The organism is Marivita sp. (assembly GCF_022763305.1).
Taxonomy (GTDB): Bacteria; Pseudomonadota; Alphaproteobacteria; order Rhodobacterales; family Rhodobacteraceae; genus Marivita.
This window is the reverse complement of the sequence record NZ_JALEGT010000062.1, coordinates 48,348-73,218: the sequence shown is the minus strand read 5'-3', so window position 1 is coordinate 73,218 and position 24,871 is coordinate 48,348. Positions and strand designations below refer to the sequence as shown.

The window sequence follows — 24,871 nt, the reverse complement described above, 5'->3', positions numbered from 1 at the left end:
GATGAGGGGTCTTGGCGCCTTTTGCGTGCTTTTTGCCTGCTGCCTGGCTTCCGGTGCTTCGGCCCAAAGCCTGTCGCTCGACTTTGGCAATGGCGGGTCTGTCACCTCGGTCACGCTGCAGTTGATCGCATTGATCACGGTGCTGAGCCTCGCGCCCGGGCTCGTTGTGACGGTAACCTGTTTTCCCTTCCTCATCACGGTGATGTCGATCCTGCGTCAAGCCATTGGTCTGCAACAATCGCCGCCCAACATGCTTCTTGTGAGCATTGCGCTGTTTCTCACCTTCTTCGTGATGGAACCTGTTTTTCTTCAGTCTTGGGAGCAGGGAATTGAGCCGCTATTGGACGAACGCATTACGGTCGAGGAAGGATTTCGCCGCGGCTTCGAGCCGTTTCGCGTGTTCATGGCGGCGCAGGTCGATCCGGACACCTTTGCGACCATGGCGCGCATCAGGTCCGATCTGACACTGACAGAGGCCAACGCGGACACGCCCCTTTCGGTCCTGATCTCGACCTTTCTTCTGTCCGAACTCTCCCGCGCGTTTCAGGTCGGGTTCCTGATCTTTCTTCCCTTCCTGATCATCGACCTTGTCGTCGCAGCGGTGCTGATGTCGATGGGGATGATGATGGTGCCGCCCGCGATCGTATCGCTGCCGTTCAAGCTGGCCTTCTTTGTTGTGGCCAATGGTTGGGCGTTGGTCGCGGACAGTCTTGTCAGGTCATACCAATGATGTCAGCGGCAGAACGCACCATTGCGATAGCGTGCTGTATCGAAATGGAAATGATCCTTGTGGAACCGGTCGGAATCCGGGCCAAGAACCGTCCCGAAGATACCGCAGGCCCGCTGATGCATCTTGCGCAGCATGGCGCCGGTTTCTCGCCGACCCCAGTCCTGCACCAACGTGATCTCCGAGCCGTCCCGCAGGCGGAAGCCGGAGATGTCGATGGCGCGGCCCCGACCGTGCTCGCTGATCCGCGCGCCGGGCTGGTTGTTGCGGGTGCGGCACGCATAATGCGCTGCGACCTTGATCTGCGATACGCCTCCCCCGGCAGTACCGATGGCGGGTTTCACCCCTTTATCGACCCAGCTTTTCAGCGCTTTGGCGGTGGGACAATCGGTGAGCGCTTCCTGGCTGAGTGGGATACCCGATACCGATCGGACCTTGACGGCATCCTGAATTCCGCAGGCAGAGAGCCGTCCCGGAACGAAGCCGACGGTTTCACCTTGCAGGTCCGGATCGCCACAGATCGCGCCTCTGCTGCGCGCACGACGTTGAGCCATCACCCTCTGCACCATGCTGTCCGGGCGCAGGTTCGGACGGATCGACAGACCCGTTGCCTGCGGCGACAGCGCGGCAAAGGCCCGCGTGGTCAGTCCGATCTGACTGGCCAGAGCGCGTTGGAAACCCGGATCGGCCTTGCCCTCGAATTCCCGGGTCAACTGCTGCGCAAGAGACGCTTCGTGCAGCGCGGGACGGGCCATTGGCCGGATCGCAGCAAGCGCTGTCTGGACCGGTTCGGCATTCCCGTCATCCCGAGCAACGGGCCTCAGCGATGCCTCCGGGGCTGCCGCAGCCACCCCTGCCAAAACGATCCAGATTGAAACCAGTACACTCGTAACCCGCATGCCAACGCTATCCCGATCGTCCGAAATTCGGTGCCGCCGTATCCTGCCCCGCTTCAATGATCCCCCGGCGGATCGCTCTTGTACGGGTAAAATAGTCGTGCAGGAGCGGTCCGTCACCCTGGCGGATGGCCCTCTGCAGCGCAAAAAGCTCTTCGGTAAACCGTCCGAGGATTTCGAGCGTGGCATCCTTGTTCGACAGGAACACATCCCGCCACATCGTCGGATCAGACGCGGCGATCCGGGTGAAATCCCGGAAACCTGCAGCCGAATACTTGATGACTTCGCTGTCCGTCACGCGCCGCAGATCATCGGCCACGCCAACCATCGTGTAGGCAATCAGGTGCGGACAATGCGATGTCACGGCAAGAACCAGATCGTGATGGTCCGGCTCCATCACATCGACATTCGATCCAAGACCACGCCAGAAGCGCGACAGCAGTTCGACCGCCTCGGGATCACTGCCTTCGGAGGGCACAATCAGGCACCAGCGGTTGTCGAAGAGTGTTGCAAATCCTGATTCTGGTCCGGAGTGTTCGGTGCCCGCCAAGGGATGCGCCGGAACGAAATGCACCCCATCGGGAATATAGGGTGCCACGTCGGCGATCACCTGTCCCTTGACCGAACCCACATCCGTCACTGTCGCGCCGGGCTTGAGATGAGGCGCGATGTCTTCAGCCAACTGTCCCATGACGCCCACAGGCACGGCCAGAACAACAAGGTCCGCGTCCGCCACAGCCTCGACCAGCGTGTCACAGACCGTGTCGCACAGCCCGATCCGGCGGGCAGTCTCACGCGTTTCAGCGCTCCGGGCGTATCCCGTGACGTGACCCGCCAAACCGCCGCGCTTCATCGACCAGAACATCGACGACGCGATGAGGCCGAGACCGATCAGGGCCACACGATCATAAATGGCAGTCATCGTGCACCCGCCTTGAACTGGCCGATGGCATGAGCTACGCGCCGGCAGCTGGCTTCGTCGCCGACGGTGATCCGCAGCGCGAAGGGCAGTTTGTAGGACGAAACCTGGCGCACGATCAGCCCCTGTTTCTGCAGGTACAGATTGCAGGCTTCTGCCTCGGTCGTATCGGTAAAGCGGGCAAGGACGAAATTCGCCATGGATGTATCCGAGGGGACGCCATGTTCGGCCAGTGCCTCGGCCAGCCACGCGCGCAGTCTTGTGTTCTCAAGGCGGCATTTCTCCACATAGGCGGTGTCCCGAACGGCAACCTCGGCCGCGGCCAGAGCCGTGCCTGAGAGGTTGAACGGCCCCCGAATTCGGTTGAGCACATCAATCACCGCTTGCGGACCATAGCCCCACCCGATGCGCAAGCCGCCCAGCCCGTAAATCTTGGAGAAGGTGCGTGTCATCACGACATTGTCGCGCGCATGAACAAGTCCGGCGCCACCATCATACCCGTCGACAAATTCCGCATAAGCACCGTCCAGGACAAGCAGGGTCTGGGGCGGCAGGTTCTCGGCAAGACGTTCGATCTCGGCCAATCCAATCATCGTCCCCGTCGGATTGTTCGGGTTCGCGATGAACACAAGCTTGGTCTTGTCCGTGCAGGCCGCGAGAATGGCATCCACATCCGTGACGCGTTCGTGTTCCGGTACTTCGATCGGGGTCGCACCGACAGACAGCGCGCCGATCTTGTAAAGCGCAAACCCGTGTTCGGTGTGGATCACCTCGTCACCCGGCCCGGCATAGGCCTGACAGAGAAATGCGATGATCTCGTCCGATCCGACGCCGCAGATGATCTGGTCGGCGTTCAGTCCGTGCACTTCTGCAATGGCCGTGCGCAGCGCGGCGTGATCGGTGGGCGGATAACGATGCAGCTCCAGAACCGAGCGCCGCACCGCTTCCTGCGCGGCGGGGCTGGGCCCGAACGGGTTTTCGTTCGAGCTGAGTTTCACCGCGTTGGACACGCCGTCGACATGCGATTTGCCGCCGACATAGAGCGCAATATCCATGATTCCGGGTTGTGGGGTGATCTTCGTCATCTGGGCCTCCGCTATGGCAGACGGTTTAGCGGTGCGAACAGGCAAGGGAAAGCGACAAACAATCCCATCGGGCTGTGGACTCAGGTGTGTGTCCGCGCAACGATACCCGCAAGGAGCGAGTCGTAGAGCGTGGGTGGACCTTCGTATTCGGGTCCACGGGGCAGGGTGATCACCTGCACATCGGGATGCCCGATCAGCGCTGGGGCGACGTCGTCTGCGACGCTCAGGAAGGAAAAGCCCGTGTCTTCTCCGAACAGGGCCCGAGCCAGCCGGGTGATGGTCTCATATCGGTCAGCCGTCAGCTGGAACGCCTCCCATGGCGTGACGTTATCGACCGTGTCAGGCAGGTTGGGCTGGATATTGGACCAGACCAGATGTGTGCGCCCCGGATATCCCGGGGACAGGAACGGCCCGGCCTGATGGAGCAGCTTGCGAACCAGAATGTCTCTTTGTTCGGGATTGTCAAAGCGACGGGCGATGTCCTGTTCGTGGAAAAAACAGACGCCGGGCAGGTTCCGGTGGAACACCAGCACCTCCCATTTGACGTGATACTGCCCGACGTCGCCAAGCACGCTGGCCAGTTGGCCCTCGACCGCATGGCGCAGAAGCGACTCGGTGCCGACAAGCGAGATGATGTTCCAATCGAACAGCGACCGAACGAACTGCGTTTCGTTGCCGGGGTTCCGGCTTTGGTAGAAGTCGAATTGAAAACGGTTGATGCAGCTGCATCCGATGCTCAGAACGCGGGTCGGAGCGGCGCCCATATGGTGCGTGTGTCAGGCGTCGTAGGTCGGGTGGAACCGACCCGCCGGCGAGGGCGTGAACACCTCGCAGCCATCGGACGTGATGCCGATGGAATGCTCGAACTGCGCCGACAGCGATTTGTCCCGTGTGACCGCCGTCCAGTCATCCGCCAGTACCTTGGTTTCCGGGCGGCCGAGGTTCACCATCGGTTCGATGGTGAAGAACATCCCTTCCTCAAGCCGGGGGCCTGTGCCCGGACGCCCGTAATGCAACACGTTGGGCGGCGCGTGGAACACCCGTCCCAGCCCATGCCCGCAGAAGTCCCGCACAACTGACATGCGGTTGGCTTCTACATAGGTCTGGATGGCATGGCCGATATCGCCGAACGTGTTGCCGGGTCGGGCCGCTTCGATCCCTACGAACAGCGCGTCATGGGTGACCTGGATCAGCCGTTCCGCCTTGCGGCTCAGCTTGCCGGCCACATACATGCGGCTGGTGTCCCCGAACCATCCATCGACGATCACGGTCACGTCGATGTTGAGGATATCCCCATCCTTGAGGGTCTTGTCCCCGGGAATGCCGTGGCAGACTACGTGGTTCACGCTGATACAGCTGGCGTGCTGATAGCCCTTGTAACCAATGGTGGCGGAGGTTGCACCGGCCTTTTCCACTTCGGTCCGGATGAAATCGTCGAGCGCTCCGGTTGTCTGACCAACCTGAACATGTTCGGCCACATCGTCGAGGATGCGCGCTGCCAGCGCTCCGGCCTTGCGCATGCCGGCATAGTCCGCAGCCTCGTGGATGCGGATCCCTTCGCGTGTCATGCGTCCATCGTGATTGTTGTTCACACCGGCACTCCAGTAACTCTTTTCCCGGTTTTAGCGGCCAAAACGCAGATTTGCCAGTGGCGCGACATTAGGGCTCATTCGGCGGCAAGACCGGGATCGGTTTGCCCAAGCGCACTGCCTCGGGTGTGATTTGGCAATCCAGAGCCATCGTTTCAACGCCTGCAGCCGTTGCTGCCTGCCAGGCACGGGCATAGGCCGGGTCGATATCCCCGGCCAGGGTCATGCGGTCGCAATCGGTGCGTTGCACGAGATAAAGCATCACCGCCCGATGCCCCAGTGCCACCATCTCGGTCAGTTCCCCAAGGTGCTTGGTGCCGCGCGCGGTCACGCTGTCGGGGAATTCAGCGAGCCCCCGAAGACGCGACAGGGTGACGGATTTGACTTCGACATAAGTGTCCTTGTCTCCGGAACGGGACAGCAGGAAATCAATCCGGCTCTTTTCTCCATAGGGGACCTCGGCGCGCAGGGTGTCAAAATCGGCCAGCCCCGGCACCTCACGTGCCTCGAGCGCAAAGCGCAGCATCCGGTTCGGAACCGCCGTATCCACCCCGGTGAAATGCCCATCACCATGTTCGACCAGTCGCCAGCCGAACTTGAGCTTTTTCTTCGGATCGTCATTCGGCTCAAGCCAGACCCGCATGCCCGGTTCGGCCAAGCCCATCATGGAGCCCGGATTGGCGCAATGCGCCGTCACCTCCTGCCCGTCAGCCAAAGTGACATCAGCCAGAAAGCGTTTGTATCGCCGGATCAGGACGCCCGGAACAAGAGGGGTTTGAAAGCGCATAAGCCCCGCCTATACCTGAGCAAAACCCGGATCAAGGAGGCAGCGCATGCCCAATCCAACCGCGGCCATGCTGGTGATCGGCGACGAGATCCTGTCGGGTCGGACCCGTGACGCGAATATGCACCATTTGGCGCAGGAACTCACCAAGGTGGGGATCAACCTGCGCGAAGTGCGGATCGTCAGCGATGACCGTGACGCGATTGTCTCGGCCCTGAACGACCTGCGCGCGGCGCATGACACGGTGATCACTTCGGGCGGGATCGGGCCGACCCATGACGACATTACCGCCGATTGCGTGGCGGCAGCCTTTGGCGTGCACATTGACGTGCGCGATGATGCGGCGGCGCTCCTGCAGGCGCATTACGACAGCCGCGGAATGGAGTTCAACGACGCCCGCAAACGCATGGCACGCATTCCGGATGGCGCAACCCTGATCGAAAACCCGGTCTCGATCGCGCCGGGGTTTACCATCGGCAACGTGCATGTGATGGCGGGTGTGCCGTCGGTGTTCCAGGCCATGGTCGCAAGCGTCATTCCCACACTGACCGGTGGCGCACCGATCCTGTCCCAGACACTGCGGGTGGATCGTGGCGAAGGCGACATCGCCGGGCCTCTCGGCCAGCTTGCCGCCGATTTCCCGGAACTCTCCATCGGGTCCTACCCGTTCCAGCAAAACGGCGCCTACGGCTCCAACATCGTGGTGCGCGGCAGCGATGGCGCACGGGTGGACCATGCGATGGCCCGCCTGTCCGAGCTTTTTGCGTCATGACACCTTCGGTTCAGACGCTTTACGCGGTTACCGAAGCAACATGGCCCCCGGCTGACCGCACACCGGCGGGCCCGTGGATCCTGCGCAACGGGGCGGGTGGCGGCAAACGCGTCAGCGCCGCCACAGCCGAGGGCGATTGGCGCGAGGAAGACCTCGCCGCTGCTGAAACCGCCATGCGCATGCTGGGACAGGATGCGCTTTTCATGATCCGTGAAGGCGAAAAGGCGCTCGATGCCGCCCTTGCCGCCCGAGGATACGAGATCATCGACCCGGTCAATCTCTGGGTCTGCCCCATCGACCGGTTGACCGATACTCCCATTCCCCGCGTCCTCGCCTTTGCCATTTGGGAACCGCTGGCCATCATGCGGGACATCTGGGCGGCCGGCGGGATCGGACCAGCGCGGATTGCGGTGATGGAGCGTGCCAAGGGACCGAAAACCGGCATCCTCGGCCGGCTCAACGACAAACCTGCGGGCACGGCCTATTGCGCAATCTCTCAAGGCGTCGCCATGGTTCACGCGCTCGAAATCGCGAAATCGCAACGGCGTAAGGGGATGGGGGCGTGGCTCATGCGGCAGGCCGCGCACTGGGCCAAAGACAACGGCGCAGATTGGATGAGCGTCATCTGCACGCAGGTGAACGCCGGGGCGAACGGCCTCTATGCTTCCCTCGGGATGCAGGTTGTGGGACAGTACCATTACCGCATCCTGCCAAACACAAGCGACACAGAATGACCAAAGACACTCTTCCCACGGCGCTCAACCTGCCGATGGTCGATCCCTTGCCCCCCGAAACGCAAAAGTATTTCGACGTCTGTCAGGACAAGCTGGGCATGATCCCGAACGTGCTGCGCGCCTACGCGTTCGACATCGACAAGCTCAACGCGTTCACGGCGATGTACAATGACCTGATGCTGGCTGGCAGCGGTCTGAGCAAGCTCGAACGCGAAATGATCGCAGTGGTCGTCAGTTCGATCAACAAGTGCTTCTATTGCCTGACCGCCCATGGCGCTGCGGTGCGTGACTTGTCGGGCGATCCAAAGCTGGGCGAAATGCTCGTGATGAACTGGCGCGTCGCCGATCTGCCGCACCGTCACCGTGCCATGCTGTCCTTTGCCGAAAAGATCACGAAATCCAGCGCCGAGATCGCCGAATTCGACCGCGAGGCGCTTCGGGATGCCGGATTCACCGACCGCGACATCTGGGACATCGTGAATGTCGCCGCCTTCTTCAACATGACCAACCGCGTGGCCAGCGCCACGGATATGCGGCCCAATGACGAGTATCACGCGCAGGCGCGCTGACCGTCTGACCCTCTGTCTGGCGCTGGGCATCGGTGCCGCCCCTGCCGTTGCGCTGGACCTTGCGCTGCCGCTTGGCGCTCGGGAAACCGTGTCCCGCACCACGCCTGTAGGCAGCTACGACCTGCCGATTGCAGCCTGGACCGAAGCATCGGGTGTGCCCGTGGCGAGCCTTGAAGGCGAAGTGCGGCGGACCGCCTGGCGCATCTCGGGGGCCGGGATCACGACAGGCCAGGTGCTGGGACCGCTCCGCGAACAATTGTTGGCGGACAGGTACGACATCATCTTCGAATGCAGCACCCAAAGCTGCGGCGGTTTTGATTTCCGGTTCGGGATCGACGTGCTGCGCGCCCCGAACATGTATGTCGACCTGTCGGACTACCGTTTCCTGTCGGCCAAGTCGTCGAACGCCACAGAAGCCCTCAGCCTTCTGGTCAGCCGGGACGGTGAAGCGCTCTTCGTCCAATTGATCGAAGTTGGACCTCCGGGCCGACCTGCGCTGTCGGTGTCGTCAGCCCCAGATGTCACCATTCCCGAAGATGCGGGCGATGTTGTGGCCCAACTTGAAAGCACGGGCCACGTGGTCCTGGCAGATCTCGATTTTGCCAGTGGCTCATCCTCGCTTGGGGACGGCCCGGTGCAATCGCTTGATGCAGTCGTCGCCTACCTGATGGCCAATCCCACGCGCCGGATCACCTTCGTGGGCCACACGGATGCCACCGGCTCGCTCGAGGCCAACGTCGCCTTGTCGCGCCGCCGCGCCGAAGCCGCGCAGGCATATGTCATCGCGCGCGGGGTGTCGTCGGCCCAGGTCGCCGCGGACGGGGTGGGATACCTCTCGCCCCGCGCGACCAACCTGACCGCCGCCGGGCGCGAGGCCAACCGACGGGTCGAAGCGGTCCTGATCTCGGTCGAGTAACCCCGATAGAAAAAGGCCGGAGGATCCACCCCCGGCCTTTCCCTTGATTCCGAAAGGTCGGTTCTTACGCCGGCAGCTTGGCCTTGCGCAGATAGGGCAGAACCGTTTCGATCTGGCCGTATTTCGCAATCGCATCCGCATCACTCACCGCGACGGGCACGATTACGTCCTGACCCACTGTCCAGTTCGCGGGCATGGCCACGTTCTCGCGCGCCGAGGTCTGCAGCGCATCAAGCGCACGCAGCACTTCCGCGAAGTTGCGCCCGACGGTCATCGGATAGGTCATCGACAGCTTCAGCTTCTTGTCCGGCCCGATGATGAACACCACGCGGACCGTGGCGCTGTCCGCCGGGGTGCGGCCGTCGGGCAGTACGTATTCCGCAGGCAGCATGTCGAACGCCTTGGCCACGGTCAGGTCTTCATCCGCGATGATCGGGAAACCTGCTTTCGCGCCCGAGGTCGACTCGATATCGCCCTTCCATTTCTTGTGGTCCTCGACCCCATCGACGGAAATGCCCATCACCTTGGTGCCGCGCTTTTCCCATTCCTCGGCAAGCTGGGCGACCGCGCCGAACTCGGTGGTGCAGACAGGGGTGAAGTCCTTGGGATGCGAAAACAGGATCGCCCAGCTGTCACCGATCCAGTCATGCAGGGTGATCGTGCCCTGGTCGGTTTCCACGGTCAGGTTCGGGATTTCATCATTGATGCGCAGGCCCATGTTTGCCTCCTTTCAGGTTCATCAGTCAGACCGCTACATAGGAAATCTGCGGCGCAGTTACACCCCCTTGCGAGGGAAAGGCCGGGGTGACACAGTGTCGTCTGCAACACTCTGAGGGAGACAATCAGATGATCGAGAAACGCCAGTTCTACATCAACGGAGCATGGGTCGATCCCATCGAAGGGCGCGATCATCATGTCATCGACCCGTCGACGGAAGATCCCTGCGCGGTGATCTCACTGGGCGGGCAGGCCGACACCGATGCCGCCGTTGCCGCCGCCAAGGATGCGTTCCCGTCATGGATGGCAATGCCCCCCGCCGACCGCATCGCATTGGTAGAAAAACTGCTCGAGATCTACCAGTTACGCGGCGAGGAAATGGCCCAGGCCATGAGCCTCGAGATGGGTGCGCCCATCGATATGTCGCGCGCCAGCCAGGTTGGCGCGGGCACATGGCACCTGCAGAATTTCATCGAAGCGGCAAAGTCGTTCGACTTCGATCGCCAGCTGAATGATCACAGCCCTCAGGACCGGATCATCTACGAAGCCGTTGGCGTCTGCGCGCTGATCACCCCGTGGAACTGGCCGATGAACCAGGTCACCCTCAAGGTGGGTGCCGCTGCCATCGCGGGCTGCACGATGGTTCTGAAACCGTCCGAGGAAAGCCCGCTCAACGCCATGCTCTTTGCCGAGATGATGCACGAGGCCGGCTTCCCGCCGGGCGTGTTCAACCTCGTGAACGGTGACGGTGTCGGCGTCGGCAGCCAGCTGTCCGCACATCCCGACATCGACATGGTCAGCTTCACCGGCTCCAGCCGTGCAGGCAAACTGATTTCCAAGGCCGCCGCCGACACGCTCAAGCGGGTTCATCTGGAACTCGGCGGCAAGGGTGCCAATTTGATCTTTGCCGATGCCGATGAAAAGGCGGTCAAGCGCAGCGTGCTGCACATGATGCAGAACACCGGCCAGTCGTGTAATGCGCCGTCCCGCATGATGGTCGAAGCCCCGATCTACGACCGGGTCGTCGAAGAGGCGGGCGAAATCGCGTCCAAGGTCAGCGTCGGCCCGGCTTCCGCCGAAGGCCGCCATATCGGCCCGGTCGTGAACGCGACCCAATGGCAGAAAATCCAGGACCTGATCCAGAAAGGCATCGACGAAGGTGCGCGCCTTGTCACCGGCGGCACAGGTCGCCCGGAAGGCCTGAACAAGGGCTTTTACGTGCGCCCCACGGTCTTCGCCGATGTCACCAACGACATGACCATCGCCCGCGAGGAAATCTTTGGTCCGGTCCTGTCGATCATGAAGTTCGAGGCCGAGGAAGAGGCCGTGCAGGTCGCCAATGACACGGTCTACGGCCTGACCAACTATGTCCAAAGCCAGGATGGCGCGCGCCGCAACCGGCTGGCCCGCCAGCTTCGCTCGGGCATGGTGGAAATGAACGGCGTCGGCCGCTCTGCTGGCTCGCCTTTCGGTGGGATGAAGCAGTCCGGCAACGGGCGCGAAGGCGGTGTCTGGGGGATCGAGGACTTCCTCGAAGTTAAAGCGGTCTCCGGCTGGGCTGCCGAATAAAGCCGACTTGGGGCAGGGGGCACAGGTCCCCTGCTTCGTTTTTTTGCAATTATGCAAATTGTGCAGCCGAAGGCTGCGCAGGTCGGACGCTCCAGCCTCCGAAGCACCTCAAAACGGCGCGGCCACCCGAAATTTCACACCTTCCCCGCCATCGGGATGCCGAAGTCTCAACTCCTCGGCATGTAGCATCATGCGTGGATACTGATCCGCCGTTTCGGGCGCATAGAGCGGATCGCCCAGGATCGGATGGCCCAGAGCCAGCATATGCACCCGAAGCTGGTGGCTCCGCCCGGTCTGGGGATAGAGTTTCACCCGGCTCTCGTCGTCCGTCGCTTTCATCACCCGCCAGTCTGTCACCGCCGGTTTCCCGGTCTCGTGATCCACTTTCTGCAGCGGACGGTTCGGCCAATCGACGATCAGCGGCAGGTCCACCGTCCCGGTCTTCGGCTCCAGCCGCCCGACCACGCGGGCCAGGTAGGTTTTCTTCGTCTGCCGCTTCTCGAATTGCAGCCCCAGATGCCGCTGCGCATGGGGCGTCAGGCCGAAAACCATCACACCCGAGGTGTCCCGATCCAGCCGGTGCACCAGAAGCACCTGCGGATACACCGCCTCCAGCCGCGCGATCAGACAATCGGCAAGGTCCGGCCCTTTTCCGGGGACCGACAGCAATCCCGCCGGTTTGTTGACCACGAGGATCTCGTGGTCTTCATGCAGGATGTCCAAGGGCGTATCGGGAGGGGCATATCTGATGTCCATCGGCGCCCTGTATCACGCCCCAGCGCCGTCAAAAAGCCCGGAGCGAACCATTGATTCTGCTTTGCGTTTCCAGTTTTTCGGCCTAGCGTTTTTCAGGCCAATGCCTTGGCCGCTTTCACAAAAACGAGTTTTCTGCGTGACAAGGGAGAAACGGCCATGCCAACAGGTCATCATTCAGGCACGGTATATATCTGGTATCCGCATGGTGGACAGGTCGGACATGCATCAATGCATATCGGCGCCCACACAGAACGCAACGACACGGAATGGTATGTCAGTTGGTGGCCCGAAGGAAACAGCGTGTTTAACGAGGCACGGAGCTGCAATACATTGTCGGGCGATTGGTCCGGGGAAGGTGGCGTGCCCCACGTGGTCTACAAGGTCTATGGCGGCGATATCGATGTGATGAAGACCGTCTGGGATGCCTCGCGGAACAAGCCCGCCGCACATTACGACATGTTCAAGAAGAACTGCTCTACGCTCGTGGCCCGCATCCTGAATGCCGGGGGCCACAAGAAAGACGTCGCAAAGTGGAAGCGGTTCACTCTGGCACACCAAACGATCTGGACCCCGGCCGCTGTCGCCCGGTATTGCAACGAACTGCGCGATGCAGGTGTGGCGGAAAAAACCAAAGCGGCTGGCTGCCCGACCAAGGGCAAGAAATGGGGCTATGCCGTGATCGGGATGCGCTGACCCCGGCTTAGCCCCGCACCCGTTCTGACGTCGGATCATACATCGGCTTGAGCGACGCCTCCGCCTTCACCCGTGTGCCGGCCACGTCGATCTCGTAGGTCGAGGCCAGCACCTGCTCTGCGCTTTCCCCGGCGCAGGGCACGTAACCCATGCCGATGGCCCCACCCAGATGATGTCCGTAGGCACCCGAACTCAGATAGCCCACGATCACCCCGTCCCGCAGGATCGGCTCGTGGTGATAGAGCAGCGGTTCCGGATCAGTCAGTTGGAACTGCACCATCCGGGTTTGCAAACCCGCCTCGCGCTTTTGCAAAACGGCGTCACGCCCGATGAAATCCGGTTTTGCGGTTTTGACGGCAAAACCCAAACCGGCTTCCAGAACGTGATCCTCGCAAGTGATGTCATGGCCGAAATGCCGGAACGCCTTTTCGATCCGGCAGGTGTCCATCGCATGCATCCCGCAGAGCGACAGCCCGTGATCCTGCCCTGCCTCCCAGAGCGTTTCGAACACATGCCCCGCCTGATCGGCTGAGACGTAGATCTCCCACCCCAGCTCCCCGACATAGGACACGCGATGCACCCGTGCAGTGCCGAGGCCGATCTCGATCTCCTGGGCCGTGCCAAACGGGTTGGCCTCGTTCGAGAAATCATCCGGCGACACCGCCTGCATGATCTTCCGCGCATTCGGTCCCATCACAGCAAGCACAGCTTCGGCCGCTGTCACATCAGTGATGACCACCCGGCGGTCGCCCACATGGCGCTGCAGCCATGTCTGATCCGCAGCCCGCGTCGCGGCAGGGGTCACCACCAGATAACAGGTCTCCGACAGGCGCGTCACGGTCACATCCGCCTCGATCCCGCCGCGCGTGTTCAGGAACTGGGTGTAGACGATCTTGCCCACAGGCACCGACATGTCGGCCCCGCAGACATGGTTCAGGAACGTCTCGGCGTCCGGCCCTTCGACCCGAAGCTTGCCGAAGGAGGACATGTCGTACATGCCCACATTCTCGCGGATCGCCTTGTGTTCGCGGGCGACGTTGTCGAAGAAATTCTGCCGCTTCCAGCTATAGGCGTATTCCGGCGTCTGGCCTTCGGTCGCATACCAGTTGGCGCGTTCCCAACCCGCGATTTCGCCCGTCACGGCGCCGCGCTCCAGAAGGTGCCGGTGGAACGGCGTCCGCCGCACACCGCGTGCGGTGGCTTTCTGCCGGTAGGGGTAGTGGTCGGCATAGAGCAGACCCAGCGTTTCCGTCACCCGCTCCTTCAGGTAACGCCGGTTGCGCTGGAACGGCTGTGCACGGGCAATGTCCACATCGCCCAGATCGAACGGTTTCGCGCCGTCCTCCATCCATTGCGCCAGTGCCATGCCCGCGCCACCCGCCGATTGGATACCGATGGAGTTGAACCCGGCCGCCACCCAGACATTGTCCATCTCGCGCGCTTGCCCAAGGTAATAGGCGTTGTCTGGGGTAAAGCTCTCCGGCCCGTTGAAGAACGTGTGAATCCCCGCCTCGGCCAGCATCGGCATCCGGTTCACCGCCGCCTCCAGGATCGGCTCGAAATGGTCGAAATCCTCGGGCAACTGGTCGAACTCGAAGCTGTCGGAAATGCCATTCATACCCCAGGGTTTTGATTTCGGCTCGAACGCCCCCAGCATCATCTTGCCCGCGTCTTCTTTGTAGTAAGCGCATTCATCCGGCACCCGCAGCACGGGCAAGGCCTCCAACCCCGCGATGGGTTCGGAGACGATATAGAAATGTTCACAGGCATGCAGAGGCACGTTGACCCCCAGCATCTGCCCCACCTCGCGACCCCACATCCCGGCGCAGTTCACCACGTGATCGCAGGTGACGGTGCCGCTGCTGCCATCCTCCGACGCCCAATCGACCGAAATGATCCGCCGCCCGTCGCGATTGACGCCCGTCGCCTTTGTGCGCTCGAAAATCTGCGCCCCGCGCTGCCGTGCGCCCTTTGCCATCGCGAGCGCGATATTGGCCGGATCGCCCTGTCCGTCGCTCGGCAGATAGACGCCGCCGACCACATCGCTGGTGTTGAGATGGGGGTACTTGTTCTTGATCTCGGACGTATCGATTTCCTCGACCGGAACGCCAAAAGCCCGCGCCATTGCCGCTGTCCGACGCAACTCCTCGTGCCGTTCCTTGGTCAGCGCGACCGAGATGGACCCGACCTTGCGGAACCCGGTGGCGACGCCTGTTTCTTCCTCGATGGTCGAATAAAGATCGGCGGTGTATTTCGCCAGCTTCGTCATGTTGGACGAGGCCCGCAACTGCCCGATCAGCCCCGCCGCATGCCATGTCGTGCCCGAGGTAAGCTGCTTGCGTTCCAGCAGCACCACATCCGTCCAGCCCAGCTTGGTCAGGTGATAGGCGACGGAACAGCCGACAACACCGCCGCCGATGATGACGGCGCGGGCATGGGTGGGAACGGTCATGACGAAACTCCTGAATGGGTCATGCTTTTTTGATGGGGGGCGTTTGACCGCCTGCGGTTCATATCTGTCAGCCCTTCGCGAACCGCCGGGCGATTTCAGCGATATGGGCCGGGGTGGTTTCGCAGCAACCACCAAGGATCGTCGCCCCGTGATCGACCCATGTCGCGGCCTGATCGGCATACGCCTCAGGCCCCATGTCGCGCCGCGCGGTCAGCGCATCGACCGTGGGCTTGTCAGCAAGGAACTCTTTGGTGATCTGGGTGAAGGCATTGGCATAAGCGCCAACCGGTTTGCCACTCGCGTTGAGCACGTCAATTGCCGCCGGCATCGCTTCGGGCGCGGAACAGTTGGCGAGCAAAGCGGCCGCGTCGTCACACAGAGCGACCGCATCGGCCAACGGTTCGCCGGAGCGCAGGAGGCTGCCATCCTCGTCATCAACCGAGAACGCAATCCAGACCGGTTTGCCGAGCCCTTGCACCGCTTCCAGTGCTGCGCGGGTCTGGGCGGCGGAAATCACCGTTTCGAACAGCAGAATATCGCAGGCAGGTGCAAGGAGACCCGCAACCTCGGCCATCAGCTCGACCGCGATCTCGTGCGGCGGTTGCAGATCGGCACGGTAGGATGCACCAAGCGGGCCGATACTCCCGGCAACCCGCCCCGATCCATGCGCGTCACGTGCGGCCAAAGCCATGTCGAGTGCGATATGATGCAGGTCTTCAAACCGGCTTTCGTGCTCGGTTCCCGCCAGCCGGTCGCGGTGGATCGCATAGGTGTTGGTCGTGGCAATCTCCGCCCCAGCGGCAAAGTAGTCGGCATGAATCTCGCGCACGAGATGCGGCATGTCGATCATCACCTGAGTGGACCAGAGCGGCGTTGGAGGAGTGCCCGAACGGTGGATGAGTTCCTGCCCCATTCCGCCGTCCAGTAGGGTGATTGTCATGCGCGCAGCCTTTCGTTTTGCGGATCCCAGAGGGGTTCGTCCCTCTGCACGACCGCTTTGCGCATCTCGCCGAAAATGTCGATCTCAAGTTCCGTACTGGGCACCGCCAGGTCGGCCCGCACCATACCCAGCGCGATGGAGGCGTTCACCCGGTAGCCCCAGTCGCCGCTGGTGGTCTCACCCACGACCTGCCCGTCATGCCAAAGCGTCGACATATAGGGCGCGTCGTAGTCGCCCGCATCGACGACCAGCGTCACAAAGCGTTTGGCCACGCCTTGCTGCTTTTCAGCCAAAAGCGCGGCCTTGCCGGGGAAATCCTGCGGCTTGTCGAGTTTGACGAAGCGGTCCAGCCCACCCTGCAGCATGGTGTAGTCGGTGGAGAGATCGCCCTTCCATGCGCGGTAGCCCTTTTCGATCCGCAGCGCATTAAGCGCATACATGCCAAAGGGCTTGGCCCCTGCACCCAGAATGGCGTCGTAGATCTCTGGCGCATCTTCAGTCAGGCAGTGCACCTCCCATCCGAGTTCACCAGCGAAGGACACGCGCAGCAGCACACAGGGTTTGCCGCAGACATTTGCTTCCTGGAAGGACAGCCAGGGCAGGGTCAAATCTGCATCCGTCAAAGGCGCCAGCATCTCGCGCGATTTCGGCCCGGTCACGAGGAAACACTCATATTTCGTCGTGCGGTCCTGCACGGTCAGCCCCTCGGGCAGATTGCGCAGCAGGACATCGCGGTCGTGCCATTGCGCAACGGCAGCCGTGATCAGCCAGATCGCCTCGTCGCTTTGCGGGATCACCGACATCTCGGTCAGGATGCGGCCCCGGTCATCCGGGAAATAGGCGAGGCCCACGCGTCCGGGCTTCGGCAGCACCGAACAGGTCAGCGCATCGACATGCGCGCGCGCACCCGGGCCCTCGACCGCCAGACGGGTGAAGCCGGAAATGGCGATCACGCCAGCCGCGTCGCGCACCGCTTCACATTCTTCCTTGATCCGTTGCTGCCACGGGCCTTTCCGCGCCCAGGTCTGGGTTGCCTCTTCCGACGTGTCATCGCCCGGCTGCGCAAACCAGTTCGCCCGTTCCCAGCCGTTATAGGCCCCCATCACGCCGCCCGCCGCGAGGATCCTGTCATGCACCGCCGACAGCTTCTTGTCCCGCCCCGCAGGCCACGCGTGACGCGGGAAATGCATGGCGTATTCGTGGCCGTAGACCTCGATCGCCTTCTGGTCGGAATAGTCCTGATCGGCGTAATCGGTGTAGCGGCGCGGATCGACCGCCCACATATCCCATTCGGTCTGGCCCTCGGTCACCCATTCCGCCAGCACCTTGCCCGCGCCACCGCCCTGCGTGATGCCGAAGGTGAACACACAGGCCTCGAACGCGTTGGGCACACCCGGCATCGGCCCGATCAGCGGCAGACCATCCGGCGCATAGGGGATCGGGCCATTGATGACCCGGCCCACACCGGACGCTCCAAGGATGGGCACACGCGCCATTGCATCCTCGATATACCACTCGAGCCGTTCCAGATCGTCCGGGTAAAGCTGGAAGCTGAAATCGTCGGGCATGGGATCGTCCGGCGTGACCCAATGCGCCTTGCAGTTCCGTTCGTACGGTCCAAGGTTCAGACCGTACTTTTCCTGCCGCAGGTAGTAGGAGCTGTCCACATCGCGCAAGAGCGGCAGCTTGCCGTTCTCCTTCGACCACGCTTCCAGTTCGGCCACCGGTTCGGTCAGGAAATACTGGTGGCTCATCACCGTCATCGGCACCGTGCGCCCGCCATATGGCTTGAACCATTCGCCGACGCGCTGGGCATAGTAGCCCGCCGCGTTCACCACTTTTTCGCAAGTGATGTCGCCCTTGTCCGTGTGCACGATCCATTCGTCGCCTTTTCGGCTGACGCCCGTCGCGGGACAGAACCGTTCGATCTTCGCCCCCATCATCCGCGCGCCTTTGGCAAGCGCCTGCGTGAGCTGCGCCGGGTCGATGTCACCGTCGTCGGGGTCATACAAAGCGCCCGCCAGATCGTGGGTTTCGATGAACGGATAGCGGTCCTTGATGTCGCCCACGGCCATCATCTCGAGGTTCATGCCCTGATAGCGCCCCATCGACCGGGCGCGTTCGAATTCCTGCATCCGCTCCTTGCTGTGGCCCAGACGGATCGACCCGGTGACGTGGTAGTTCATCGGGTAATCGACCTCGTCGGCCAGTGTCCGGTAGAGCGACAGCGAATAGCGCTGCATGTTCATCACGGCCCAGCTTGTGCTGAAAGACGGGCAGTTCCCCGCCGCGTGCCAAGTGGAGCCGGCTGTCAGTTCGTTCTTCTCCAGCAGCACGCAGTCCCATCCGGCCTTGGCGATGTGATAGGCACAGGACGCACCAACGACGCCACCGCCGATGATGACGACACGGGTGGTTGTGGGGAAATCGGACATGGGTGGTCTCCTCAGTTCCAGGCAAGGCGGAGCGCAAGCCCGCCAAAGACAATTGCGGACAGTTTTCCCAGCCAGCCCGAGGCGCGCTGGATGCGGGCCGCAGCAAGTCCGGCAAAGCCGCCCAGCAGGCAGTAGGTGGCAAGTTCCCCGAACGCGAGAAGCGTGCCGAGGATCAGGATCTGCTGCCACACTGGGCCAATGGCCGGATCGGCGAATTGCGGCAGGAAGGCGAGCACGAAAAGCCCCACCTTGGGGTTCAGGATGTTGGTCAGAAAGCCACGCCGGAATGCGCGCCACGTGTCGCTGCGTCCCTCGCGGCGGGCGGGGTCGGACGTGTCGCGCCAGGTGTGCCAGGCGAGCCAGAGCAAATAAGCCGCTCCGGCATAGCGCAGCGCGTCATAGGCGATGGGATAGGTGATCAGCAGGACGGCCAGACCTGCCGCGGCAATCGCGACATGGCCCATCACTCCCAGACCGATGCCCGCTGCAGCCGCCATGCCAGACCGAGCGCCACCGCGCATACCGCTGGCCAGCGTGAACATCATGTCCGCACCGGGGGTGATATACAGGATCAGCGCCGCCCCCATGAAAGTGATGTAGGTCCAAAGCGGAATGGAAAGGGCAAGCTCCAGCACGTCTCAGTCCTCGCGCTGCGGATCGGTGGGGTTGATTGTGTAGTAATCGCCCTTGCTGCGCGTATGGATATGACCGCGCAGGGTCAGGCCGGTCGGTCCGTCGATGGAGCCGGTGGAGAAACAGATGAACGGATCGTCCTCGTGGTCCCAGAACAGCGCCGATCCGCATATGGGACAGAACCCGCGCCGGGCTTTTTCGGACGACTGGAACCAGCGCACCTCGCCGGTGATTTCGAGCGTGCCGTTCGGAACGTAGGACGAGGCCCAGACATGCCCCGACTGCTTGCGGCATTGGGTGCAATGACAGGCCGCCGGTGCTCCGGCCTCACCATGGGCCGTATAGGTGACTGCGCCGCACAGGCAGCTCCCCTTCAGCATCATCGGCCCGGGCTGCACGACATCGCTCATCAATACACCGGCGGGGCAATGACCCAGATCGCAACGGCGGGCTCATCATAAGGGTTGATCCACTCGAACGGCTCGGCCTTGATCCGGAAACTGTCGCCCGGTGTCAGGGTGAAGCGGCGATCACTGATGACGAGGTCGAGCTTGCCCGACAGGATGTAACCGACCTCCTGCGTTGGGCGTGTGACGACTTCGCCTATGCGGCTGTGCGGCTGGAAGGTGGAATGCACCACCTCGAAATCGTCGGACAGGTCGGGCGAAAGCAATTCCTCCACCAACCCGCTGTCCCCGCTCCCGATGGGCCGTCGCGCACCGGCGCGCACGACATACCCGGCCTCGTCCGCCGCCGCCTGAGGCGTGCCGAACAGTAGCGAGACAGGGACATCGAACAGCTTGGCGATATGGCGCAGGTCGGTGATGGACGGCGCGGAAAGATCGCGTTCGATCTGGCTGACCCAGCCAACAGACCGCCCCAGCCGATCCGCCATGTCCTGCAAGGTCAGCCCGCGCGCCTTGCGCAGCGCCCGAAGGTCCGCGCCTAGCGTCTTGCTGTGAAGAACCGGATCGTGCTGCACGACTCGCCCATGAAAATTCCGTCCGGAATTTCATGGCATGGTTTGGTGAAAATTCAAAAGGAATTTTCATCATGGCGACGCGGTCGCCAAGGCCATTGCATCCCAACTGTTTGGAACCAAACCGCGAGACTGCTGGTTTGAAAGGTAAGCAACCCAAGTCGAGGACCACTCCCATGAACCGCATCATCTATGTTGTCGGACTGATCGTGATCGTCCTTGCGATCCTGTCCTTTATCGGCATCGCCTGAGCCTACTGCACGGCTGCAAAGCTTTCCTTGAGGATGCCCGCCAGAGCATCCGCGTCCTCTTGCGTGAACGCATCCGGCTGGTCGCTGTCAATGTCGAAGACCCCCAACAAGCGGCCCTTGCCGTTCCAGACCGGCAGCACGAGTTCAGACCTGGTCGAGGACGCACAGGCGATGTGCCCGGGGAACGCGTCTACATCGGGCACAAGCTGAACCTCTCCGGTGCGGGCCGCAGCGCCGCAAACACCGCGTGAGAACGGGATGGCCAAGCAGCCGTGCCCACCCTGATACGGCCCGATCTTGAGCAACTCCGGCCCTGCGACACGGTAGAACCCCGTCCAGTCAAAGCGGTCGTCTGCGTGATGCACCTCGCAGGCGATTGTGGCCATCAGGCTGACCGTATCGGTTTCGCCTTCGGTCAGCGCGGCGATGGTTTTGGCAAGCGTCGTGTAATCGGCCATGTCATGTCAGTAGGGGCCAGCCCCCACACCCCCGAGGTATTTGCAGCTCAAAGAAACTTAGATGCGTTCAATCGCGATGGCCGTGCCTTCGCCACCACCGATGCAGATCGCTGCCACACCCCGCTTCAGCCCACGCTTTTCCAGCGCGTTGAGCAGCGTCACCATGATCCGCGCACCGGATGCGCCGATGGGATGGCCCAGCGCACAGGCGCCACCGTTCACGTTCACGATGTCCCGGCTCAGGCCCATTTCATGCATGAACGCCATCGGCACCACGGCGAAGGCTTCGTTCACTTCCCAGAGATCGACATCGTCCTTGCTCCAGCCAATCCGGTCCAGCAGCTTTTGCGCAGCGGGCACCGGGGCCGTGGTGAAAAGGCCAGGTGCCTGCGCATGGCTTGCATGCCCCACGATCCGAGCGCGGGCAGCGGTCCCGGCCGCCTCTGCTGTCGTCAGAACCAGGGCCGCCGCGCCGTCAGAGATGGACGAGCTGTTGGCGGGTGTGACCGTGCCGTCCTTGCGGAAGGCGGGTTTCAATGTCGGGATCTTTTCGGGCCGAGCCGAGCCGGGCTGTTCGTCCTCGGAGACCACCACCTCTCCCTTGCGGGTCGAGATGGTAACCGGCGTGATCTCGTGTTCGAAAGCGCCGGATGCCTGCGCATCCAGCGCGTTGGACAGCGACCGCAGCGCGTAGTTGTCCTGAGCCTCGCGGGTGAACTGGAACGCCTCGGCGCATTCCTCTGCGAAGGTGCCCATCAGGCGACCCTTGTCATAGGCATCTTCCAGACCGTCGAGGAACATGTGGTCGATGACCTGCCCATGGCCGATCCGCGCCCCTCCGCGCATCTTGGGCAGCAGGTAAGGCGCATTGGTCATGGATTCCATCCCGCCCGCGACGATGGTGGTGGCACGCCCAAGGGCGATGGCGTCGAAGGCCATCATTGCGGCTTTCATGCCGGAGCCGCACATTTTGTTGAGCGTGGTCGCCGGCACCTCCTCCCCCAGACCGGCGGCGAACCCTGCCTGCCGCGCGGGGGCCTGCCCCTGACCAGCAGGCAGAACGCAGCCCATCAGCACCTCGTCCACGGCAGATGCACCAGACTGCGCCAGCGCCGCGCGGATGGCAGCCCCACCGAGATCGGCCGCGGTCACTTCCGAGAAAGCGCCCTGGAACCCGCCCATCGCGGTGCGCGCCGCACCGGTAATCACAACGTCCGTCATCCTCTGCCCCCTGTTCGACTGGTCGTGCCTTGCATACCGGATGGTAAGGATTGGCGTCTAGGGTGTCCTCAGATCACAGGACGAGGACACATGGAACTGATTGCCGAACACCACCCCGCCGCCACGCTGATCCGTGTCAATGCCAGCCGGATCGACGCGCCCAACGCGCTTCAGTTCAAGGAAGAGATGCGCACGCTCACCGGGCGGCAGGATGGGCGGTTCATCCTCGATCTGCAAAAGGTCGACTTCATCGACTCCAGCGGACTGGGTGCGGTCGTCGCCGCAATGAAACAGCTCCGCCCGGGGCAAAGTCTTGAGCTCGCGGCATTGCAGCCCATCGTGGACAAGGTGTTCCGCCTGACGCGGATGGATTCGATCTTTGCCATTCATGATGACGCGGATCAGGTCATTGCCACCGTCAAGGACTGAGGCATCGCATCTGCTTGCCCTATGTCTGCCTGCACTGGATGTCGTCACACCCCATCTCTTGCGCCGTGTCGATCACGCGCTGGACGGCACGCCAGCCGCATCGCTGCGGGACGACACGCAGATCGTGCTTGCCGAAGCGATCAACAATGTCGTGGAACATGCCTATACAGGGTCAGGATTCGGGGCTGTTGCTGTCTCGGTTTCTGTACTGGCGACGGCGCTCGAAATCACCCTGACCGATTGGGGGCGTCCTGTTCCCGATCTGGCGCTCTGCGAAGGACGCCCTGATCCTACACTGCTCAGCGAAGGCGGCTATGGCTGGTTCCTGATTCGCAGCCTGACATCCGAGACCCAGCACGTCAGGGTCGGCGCGGAAAACCGCCTTTTGATGAGAATCGATCTGCCGATGGCGTAGATTGGCCGACACGGTTTCGCCACATTTACGGGTATTGTTCCCGTTTCGGAAATAGTCATGAAAACAAGGGATAAATTCTAACGATTTCTGAAAACGATGCCCAGAAATGGCCCCAATCCCAGCGAAATCTGGCCTTGGTCTGACGTCAAACAGAGACTGTAGCTGCTGAAAGCTTCACCTCGGCGTCGCACCGTTAACAGCCCCCACCCAGTGTGCGGCGTCGAGGTACTTCCCCCCGGACATCACCTGATTGACCTGACCCTGCGTCTGCCTATGTTGCACCGCAACAAGGGAGGGACAAATCCTATGCGCGATTTTCAGATGCCGGGCCGCTCTGCGGTGATGGCGACAAACGGGATGTGCGCCACGTCGCATCCTCTGGCAGCTCAGGCCGCCGTCGACATCCTCAAGCGCGGTGGCAATGCCGTGGACGCCGCCATCGCGGGTGCGGTGATTCTCGGTCAGGCCGAACCGGCGATGACCGGCATCGGAGGCGATTGCTTTGCCCTGATCTCTCCCGCAGGCGGGGACGAAGTGATCGCGGTCAACGGATCCGGGCGCGCACCTGCCGGAGCCAAAGCCGATGACCTGCGCAACCGGGGTGAGGCAACAGTGCCACTCTACGGCCCCGAGGCGGTGACGGTGCCGGGCGCGATCGACGCCTTCTGCACAATGTCCGAGCGTTGGGGGCGGCTTGGCATCGCGGACAGCCTCGCACCCGCCATCGACTATATGGAAAACGGCCTGCCTGTGGCCGAACGTGTGGCGTGGGATTGGGCGAAAAATGCGCATCTGCTTCAGGGGCACGCGCGTACGCATTACCTCCTGCAAGGCGCCAACCCGCAACGCGGTCAGGTCTTCCGCCTGCCCGGAAACGCCGAGGTCCTCCGCCGCATCGCAAAAGACGGGCGTGACGGGTTCTACAAAGGCGAAGTTGCCGAAGACATGCTCGCCACGCTCAACGCGCTGGGCGGCGTGCACACCGAGGCCGATTTCACCAACGCCGCCACCACCATCGGCGCGCCGATCAGTGGCACCTATCAGGGGCGCGAGCTGCTCGAGCATCCGCCAAACGGGCAGGGCGCGACGGCGATCCTGCTGCTCAACATCCTGTCGCAGTTCGACATCGCCTCTCTCGATCCCTTCGGCGCAGAGCGTGCGCATATCGAAGCCGAGGCAACGAAGCTGGCCTATGACGCGCGCAACCGTTTCGTGGCCGATACCGAGCATATGACCAAGCTGGATCACATGCTGTCGATGGAGACGGCGCAGAAACTGGCCACTCTGATCGACCCGAAAAAGGCGATGGCAGGTCCCGCAGCGCTCAGCGAAGCGGTGCACAAGGACACGATCTACATCACCGTTGTCGACAAGGACCGCATGGTCGTGTCGCTGATCTATTCGGTCTTCCACAGCTTCGGCTCGGGCATTGCGTCCGAGAAATTCGGCATCCTGTTCCAGAACCGGGGTGCAGGGTTCACCCTTCAGGAAGGCCATTCCAACGAATATGGCGGCGGCAAGCGGCCGATGCACACGATCATTCCGGGCATGATCCGCGACGCAGGCCGTGTCGCCATGCCGTTCGGCGTCATGGGCGGTCAGTACCAGTCCTGCGGCCATGCCCGTGCCGTCACCAACATGACCGATTTCGGACTGGCCCCGCAGGAGGCGCTCGATGCGCCGCGCTGTTTTGCCGAGAACGGCAAGCTGATGGTGGAACGCGGCTATTCCGACGCGGTCCGGGCGCAGCTTGTGGACTTGGGGCACGAGGTGGAAACCCCAGAGGTTGCCATCGGGGGCGCCCAGGCGATCCTGATCCACGACCATGGCGTTCTGGAAGGGGCATCGGATCCGCGCAAGGACGGCTGCGCGATCGGATATTGATCAACGGTGCCCGGCTTTTCGAAAAGCCGGGCGCAACCCGTCGAAGGG

General features: G+C 62.4%; 27 protein-coding genes. 11 read left to right on the top strand and 16 right to left on the bottom strand.

Going from position 1 to position 24,871, the window contains the following annotated elements; all coding sequences use genetic code 11:
• Position 1 precedes the first annotated feature (1 nt).
• On the top strand, positions 2-730 hold the full coding sequence (gene fliP, locus MRY75_RS12500) for a flagellar type III secretion system pore protein FliP (protein WP_292308277.1): 729 nt from the start codon (positions 2-4) through the stop codon (positions 728-730).
• A gap of 2 nt (positions 731-732) precedes the next feature.
• Here fliP and MRY75_RS12495 read toward each other — a convergent pair whose 3' ends face one another.
• The 6 genes from MRY75_RS12495 to sfsA all read right to left on the bottom strand — a co-directional run bounded on the left by MRY75_RS12495 (position 733) and on the right by sfsA (position 6,003).
• Positions 733-1,626 (bottom strand): extensin family protein, encoded by an 894-nt coding sequence (locus MRY75_RS12495; RefSeq protein ID WP_292308275.1) that lies wholly within the window; start codon positions 1,624-1,626, stop codon positions 733-735.
• Positions 1,627-1,633: 7 nt separating this feature from the next.
• Complete coding sequence (locus MRY75_RS12490; RefSeq protein ID WP_292308273.1) at positions 1,634-2,545, bottom strand: prephenate/arogenate dehydrogenase family protein; 912 nt, start codon at positions 2,543-2,545, stop codon at positions 1,634-1,636.
• Positions 2,542-3,627: a histidinol-phosphate transaminase gene (gene hisC, locus MRY75_RS12485; RefSeq protein WP_292308271.1), complete on the bottom strand. Its 1,086-nt coding sequence runs from the start codon at positions 3,625-3,627 to the stop codon at positions 2,542-2,544. The genes MRY75_RS12490 and hisC overlap by 4 nt, the downstream gene beginning before the upstream one ends.
• Positions 3,628-3,707: 80 nt before the next feature.
• A complete protein-coding gene (locus tag MRY75_RS12480) occupies positions 3,708-4,391 on the bottom strand; it encodes a hypothetical protein (RefSeq protein WP_292308269.1) in 684 nt (227 codons plus the stop codon).
• A 12-nt stretch (positions 4,392-4,403) separates the two neighbouring features.
• Positions 4,404-5,195: a type I methionyl aminopeptidase gene (gene map, locus MRY75_RS12475; RefSeq protein ID WP_292308267.1), complete on the bottom strand. Its 792-nt coding sequence runs from the start codon at positions 5,193-5,195 to the stop codon at positions 4,404-4,406.
• Between the two features lie 91 nt (positions 5,196-5,286).
• Positions 5,287-6,003, bottom strand: coding sequence for a DNA/RNA nuclease SfsA (sfsA, locus tag MRY75_RS12470; protein ID WP_292308265.1), 717 nt, complete (start codon positions 6,001-6,003; stop codon positions 5,287-5,289).
• A gap of 46 nt (positions 6,004-6,049) precedes the next feature.
• On the opposite strand from sfsA, the gene MRY75_RS12465 reads away from it, so the two are divergent.
• From MRY75_RS12465 to MRY75_RS12450, 4 genes are read left to right on the top strand one after another with little or no spacing between them, the layout of a single operon-like run.
• On the top strand, positions 6,050-6,772 hold the full coding sequence (locus tag MRY75_RS12465) for a molybdopterin-binding protein (RefSeq protein WP_292308263.1): 723 nt from the start codon (positions 6,050-6,052) through the stop codon (positions 6,770-6,772).
• Complete coding sequence (locus MRY75_RS12460; RefSeq protein WP_292308261.1) at positions 6,769-7,506, top strand: N-acetyltransferase; 738 nt, start codon at positions 6,769-6,771, stop codon at positions 7,504-7,506. Before MRY75_RS12465 ends, MRY75_RS12460 begins: the two co-directional genes overlap by 4 nt.
• A complete protein-coding gene (locus tag MRY75_RS12455; RefSeq protein WP_292308260.1) occupies positions 7,503-8,075 on the top strand; it encodes a peroxidase-related enzyme in 573 nt (190 codons plus the stop codon). Before MRY75_RS12460 ends, MRY75_RS12455 begins: the two co-directional genes overlap by 4 nt.
• A complete protein-coding gene (locus MRY75_RS12450) occupies positions 8,047-8,991 on the top strand; it encodes an OmpA family protein (protein ID WP_292308258.1) in 945 nt (314 codons plus the stop codon). The genes MRY75_RS12455 and MRY75_RS12450 overlap by 29 nt, the downstream gene beginning before the upstream one ends.
• A 64-nt stretch (positions 8,992-9,055) precedes the next feature.
• On the opposite strand, the gene MRY75_RS12445 is transcribed toward MRY75_RS12450, so the two are convergent.
• The gene (locus tag MRY75_RS12445) at positions 9,056-9,709 is read right to left on the bottom strand and encodes a peroxiredoxin (RefSeq protein ID WP_292308256.1); all 654 of its coding nucleotides are present in this window, start codon (positions 9,707-9,709) and stop codon (positions 9,056-9,058) included.
• Positions 9,710-9,837: 128 nt separating this feature from the next.
• On the opposite strand from MRY75_RS12445, the gene MRY75_RS12440 reads away from it, so the two are divergent.
• Complete coding sequence (locus MRY75_RS12440; protein WP_292308254.1) at positions 9,838-11,277, top strand: aldehyde dehydrogenase family protein; 1,440 nt, start codon at positions 9,838-9,840, stop codon at positions 11,275-11,277.
• A 108-nt stretch (positions 11,278-11,385) separates the two neighbouring features.
• On the opposite strand, the gene MRY75_RS12435 is transcribed toward MRY75_RS12440, so the two are convergent.
• Entirely contained in the window at positions 11,386-12,033 is a 648-nt protein-coding gene (locus MRY75_RS12435) for an RluA family pseudouridine synthase (RefSeq protein ID WP_292308252.1), read from the bottom strand.
• A 156-nt stretch (positions 12,034-12,189) separates the two neighbouring features.
• On the opposite strand from MRY75_RS12435, the gene MRY75_RS12430 reads away from it, so the two are divergent.
• Positions 12,190-12,726 (top strand): hypothetical protein, encoded by a 537-nt coding sequence (locus MRY75_RS12430; RefSeq protein ID WP_292308250.1) that lies wholly within the window; start codon positions 12,190-12,192, stop codon positions 12,724-12,726.
• A 7-nt stretch (positions 12,727-12,733) separates the two neighbouring features.
• On the opposite strand, the gene MRY75_RS12425 is transcribed toward MRY75_RS12430, so the two are convergent.
• The 6 genes from MRY75_RS12425 to MRY75_RS12400 all read right to left on the bottom strand — a co-directional run bounded on the left by MRY75_RS12425 (position 12,734) and on the right by MRY75_RS12400 (position 20,168).
• Positions 12,734-15,178, bottom strand: coding sequence for an FAD-dependent oxidoreductase (locus MRY75_RS12425; protein WP_292308248.1), 2,445 nt, complete (start codon positions 15,176-15,178; stop codon positions 12,734-12,736).
• 67 nt (positions 15,179-15,245) lie between these two features.
• Positions 15,246-16,118: a homocysteine S-methyltransferase family protein gene (locus MRY75_RS12420; RefSeq protein ID WP_292308246.1), complete on the bottom strand. Its 873-nt coding sequence runs from the start codon at positions 16,116-16,118 to the stop codon at positions 15,246-15,248.
• Entirely contained in the window at positions 16,115-18,553 is a 2,439-nt protein-coding gene (locus tag MRY75_RS12415; RefSeq protein ID WP_292308244.1) for an FAD-dependent oxidoreductase, read from the bottom strand. Before MRY75_RS12415 ends, MRY75_RS12420 begins: the two co-directional genes overlap by 4 nt.
• Positions 18,554-18,564: 11 nt before the next feature.
• The gene (locus tag MRY75_RS12410) at positions 18,565-19,188 is read right to left on the bottom strand and encodes a LysE family translocator (protein ID WP_292308242.1); all 624 of its coding nucleotides are present in this window, start codon (positions 19,186-19,188) and stop codon (positions 18,565-18,567) included.
• A gap of 3 nt (positions 19,189-19,191) precedes the next feature.
• Positions 19,192-19,596 carry a GFA family protein gene (locus MRY75_RS12405; RefSeq protein ID WP_292308241.1) on the bottom strand — a complete coding sequence of 135 codons (405 nt, stop codon included), beginning with the start codon at positions 19,594-19,596 and terminating at the stop codon, positions 19,192-19,194.
• Positions 19,596-20,168, bottom strand: a complete 573-nt coding sequence (locus MRY75_RS12400; RefSeq protein ID WP_292308239.1) for a helix-turn-helix domain-containing protein — start codon at positions 20,166-20,168, stop codon at positions 19,596-19,598. The genes MRY75_RS12405 and MRY75_RS12400 overlap by 1 nt, the downstream gene beginning before the upstream one ends.
• A gap of 32 nt (positions 20,169-20,200) precedes the next feature.
• On the opposite strand from MRY75_RS12400, the gene MRY75_RS12395 reads away from it, so the two are divergent.
• Positions 20,201-20,416 carry a hypothetical protein gene (locus MRY75_RS12395; protein ID WP_292308238.1) on the top strand — a complete coding sequence of 72 codons (216 nt, stop codon included), beginning with the start codon at positions 20,201-20,203 and terminating at the stop codon, positions 20,414-20,416.
• Positions 20,417-20,418: 2 nt separating this feature from the next.
• Here the strand turns inward: MRY75_RS12395 and MRY75_RS12390 are convergent, their stop codons facing one another.
• Together MRY75_RS12390 and MRY75_RS12385 are read right to left on the bottom strand one after the other, a co-directional pair.
• Positions 20,419-20,874, bottom strand: coding sequence for a GAF domain-containing protein (locus tag MRY75_RS12390; RefSeq protein WP_292308236.1), 456 nt, complete (start codon positions 20,872-20,874; stop codon positions 20,419-20,421).
• A 57-nt stretch (positions 20,875-20,931) separates the two neighbouring features.
• Entirely contained in the window at positions 20,932-22,095 is a 1,164-nt protein-coding gene (locus tag MRY75_RS12385; RefSeq protein ID WP_292308235.1) for an acetyl-CoA C-acyltransferase, read from the bottom strand.
• A gap of 90 nt (positions 22,096-22,185) precedes the next feature.
• Between MRY75_RS12385 and MRY75_RS12380 the strand changes: the two genes are divergently transcribed.
• The 3 genes from MRY75_RS12380 to MRY75_RS12370 all read left to right on the top strand — a co-directional run bounded on the left by MRY75_RS12380 (position 22,186) and on the right by MRY75_RS12370 (position 24,823).
• The gene (locus MRY75_RS12380) at positions 22,186-22,524 is read left to right on the top strand and encodes an STAS domain-containing protein (protein ID WP_292308233.1); all 339 of its coding nucleotides are present in this window, start codon (positions 22,186-22,188) and stop codon (positions 22,522-22,524) included.
• Positions 22,484-22,939 carry an ATP-binding protein gene (locus MRY75_RS12375; protein WP_292308231.1) on the top strand — a complete coding sequence of 152 codons (456 nt, stop codon included), beginning with the start codon at positions 22,484-22,486 and terminating at the stop codon, positions 22,937-22,939. Before MRY75_RS12380 ends, MRY75_RS12375 begins: the two co-directional genes overlap by 41 nt.
• A gap of 306 nt (positions 22,940-23,245) precedes the next feature.
• Positions 23,246-24,823 carry a gamma-glutamyltransferase family protein gene (locus MRY75_RS12370; RefSeq protein WP_292308229.1) on the top strand — a complete coding sequence of 526 codons (1,578 nt, stop codon included), beginning with the start codon at positions 23,246-23,248 and terminating at the stop codon, positions 24,821-24,823.
• Positions 24,824-24,871 lie beyond the last annotated feature (48 nt).

Excerpts from the sequence above, each read along its gene's own strand:
- fliP (WP_292308277.1), top strand. The coding sequence starts at position 2 with ATGAGGGGTCTTGGCGCCTTTTGCGTGCTTTTTGCCTGCTGCCTGGCT.
- MRY75_RS12495 (WP_292308275.1), bottom strand. The coding sequence starts at position 1,626 with ATGCGGGTTACGAGTGTACTGGTTTCAATCTGGATCGTTTTGGCAGGG.
- MRY75_RS12490 (WP_292308273.1), bottom strand. The coding sequence starts at position 2,545 with ATGACTGCCATTTATGATCGTGTGGCCCTGATCGGTCTCGGCCTCATC.
- hisC (WP_292308271.1), bottom strand. The coding sequence starts at position 3,627 with ATGACGAAGATCACCCCACAACCCGGAATCATGGATATTGCGCTCTAT.
- MRY75_RS12480 (WP_292308269.1), bottom strand. The coding sequence starts at position 4,391 with ATGGGCGCCGCTCCGACCCGCGTTCTGAGCATCGGATGCAGCTGCATC.
- map (WP_292308267.1), bottom strand. The coding sequence starts at position 5,195 with ATGACACGCGAAGGGATCCGCATCCACGAGGCTGCGGACTATGCCGGC.
- sfsA (WP_292308265.1), bottom strand. The coding sequence starts at position 6,003 with ATGCGCTTTCAAACCCCTCTTGTTCCGGGCGTCCTGATCCGGCGATAC.
- MRY75_RS12465 (WP_292308263.1), top strand. The coding sequence starts at position 6,050 with ATGCCCAATCCAACCGCGGCCATGCTGGTGATCGGCGACGAGATCCTG.
- MRY75_RS12460 (WP_292308261.1), top strand. The coding sequence starts at position 6,769 with ATGACACCTTCGGTTCAGACGCTTTACGCGGTTACCGAAGCAACATGG.
- MRY75_RS12455 (WP_292308260.1), top strand. The coding sequence starts at position 7,503 with ATGACCAAAGACACTCTTCCCACGGCGCTCAACCTGCCGATGGTCGAT.
- MRY75_RS12450 (WP_292308258.1), top strand. The coding sequence starts at position 8,047 with ATGACGAGTATCACGCGCAGGCGCGCTGACCGTCTGACCCTCTGTCTG.
- MRY75_RS12445 (WP_292308256.1), bottom strand. The coding sequence starts at position 9,709 with ATGGGCCTGCGCATCAATGATGAAATCCCGAACCTGACCGTGGAAACC.
- MRY75_RS12440 (WP_292308254.1), top strand. The coding sequence starts at position 9,838 with ATGATCGAGAAACGCCAGTTCTACATCAACGGAGCATGGGTCGATCCC.
- MRY75_RS12435 (WP_292308252.1), bottom strand. The coding sequence starts at position 12,033 with ATGGACATCAGATATGCCCCTCCCGATACGCCCTTGGACATCCTGCAT.
- MRY75_RS12430 (WP_292308250.1), top strand. The coding sequence starts at position 12,190 with ATGCCAACAGGTCATCATTCAGGCACGGTATATATCTGGTATCCGCAT.
- MRY75_RS12425 (WP_292308248.1), bottom strand. The coding sequence starts at position 15,178 with ATGACCGTTCCCACCCATGCCCGCGCCGTCATCATCGGCGGCGGTGTT.
- MRY75_RS12420 (WP_292308246.1), bottom strand. The coding sequence starts at position 16,118 with ATGACAATCACCCTACTGGACGGCGGAATGGGGCAGGAACTCATCCAC.
- MRY75_RS12415 (WP_292308244.1), bottom strand. The coding sequence starts at position 18,553 with ATGTCCGATTTCCCCACAACCACCCGTGTCGTCATCATCGGCGGTGGC.
- MRY75_RS12405 (WP_292308241.1), bottom strand. The coding sequence starts at position 19,596 with ATGAGCGATGTCGTGCAGCCCGGGCCGATGATGCTGAAGGGGAGCTGC.
- MRY75_RS12395 (WP_292308238.1), top strand. The coding sequence starts at position 20,201 with ATGGCATGGTTTGGTGAAAATTCAAAAGGAATTTTCATCATGGCGACG.
- MRY75_RS12390 (WP_292308236.1), bottom strand. The coding sequence starts at position 20,874 with ATGGCCGATTACACGACGCTTGCCAAAACCATCGCCGCGCTGACCGAA.
- MRY75_RS12385 (WP_292308235.1), bottom strand. The coding sequence starts at position 22,095 with ATGACGGACGTTGTGATTACCGGTGCGGCGCGCACCGCGATGGGCGGG.
- MRY75_RS12380 (WP_292308233.1), top strand. The coding sequence starts at position 22,186 with ATGGAACTGATTGCCGAACACCACCCCGCCGCCACGCTGATCCGTGTC.
- MRY75_RS12375 (WP_292308231.1), top strand. The coding sequence starts at position 22,484 with ATGATGACGCGGATCAGGTCATTGCCACCGTCAAGGACTGAGGCATCG.
- MRY75_RS12370 (WP_292308229.1), top strand. The coding sequence starts at position 23,246 with ATGCGCGATTTTCAGATGCCGGGCCGCTCTGCGGTGATGGCGACAAAC.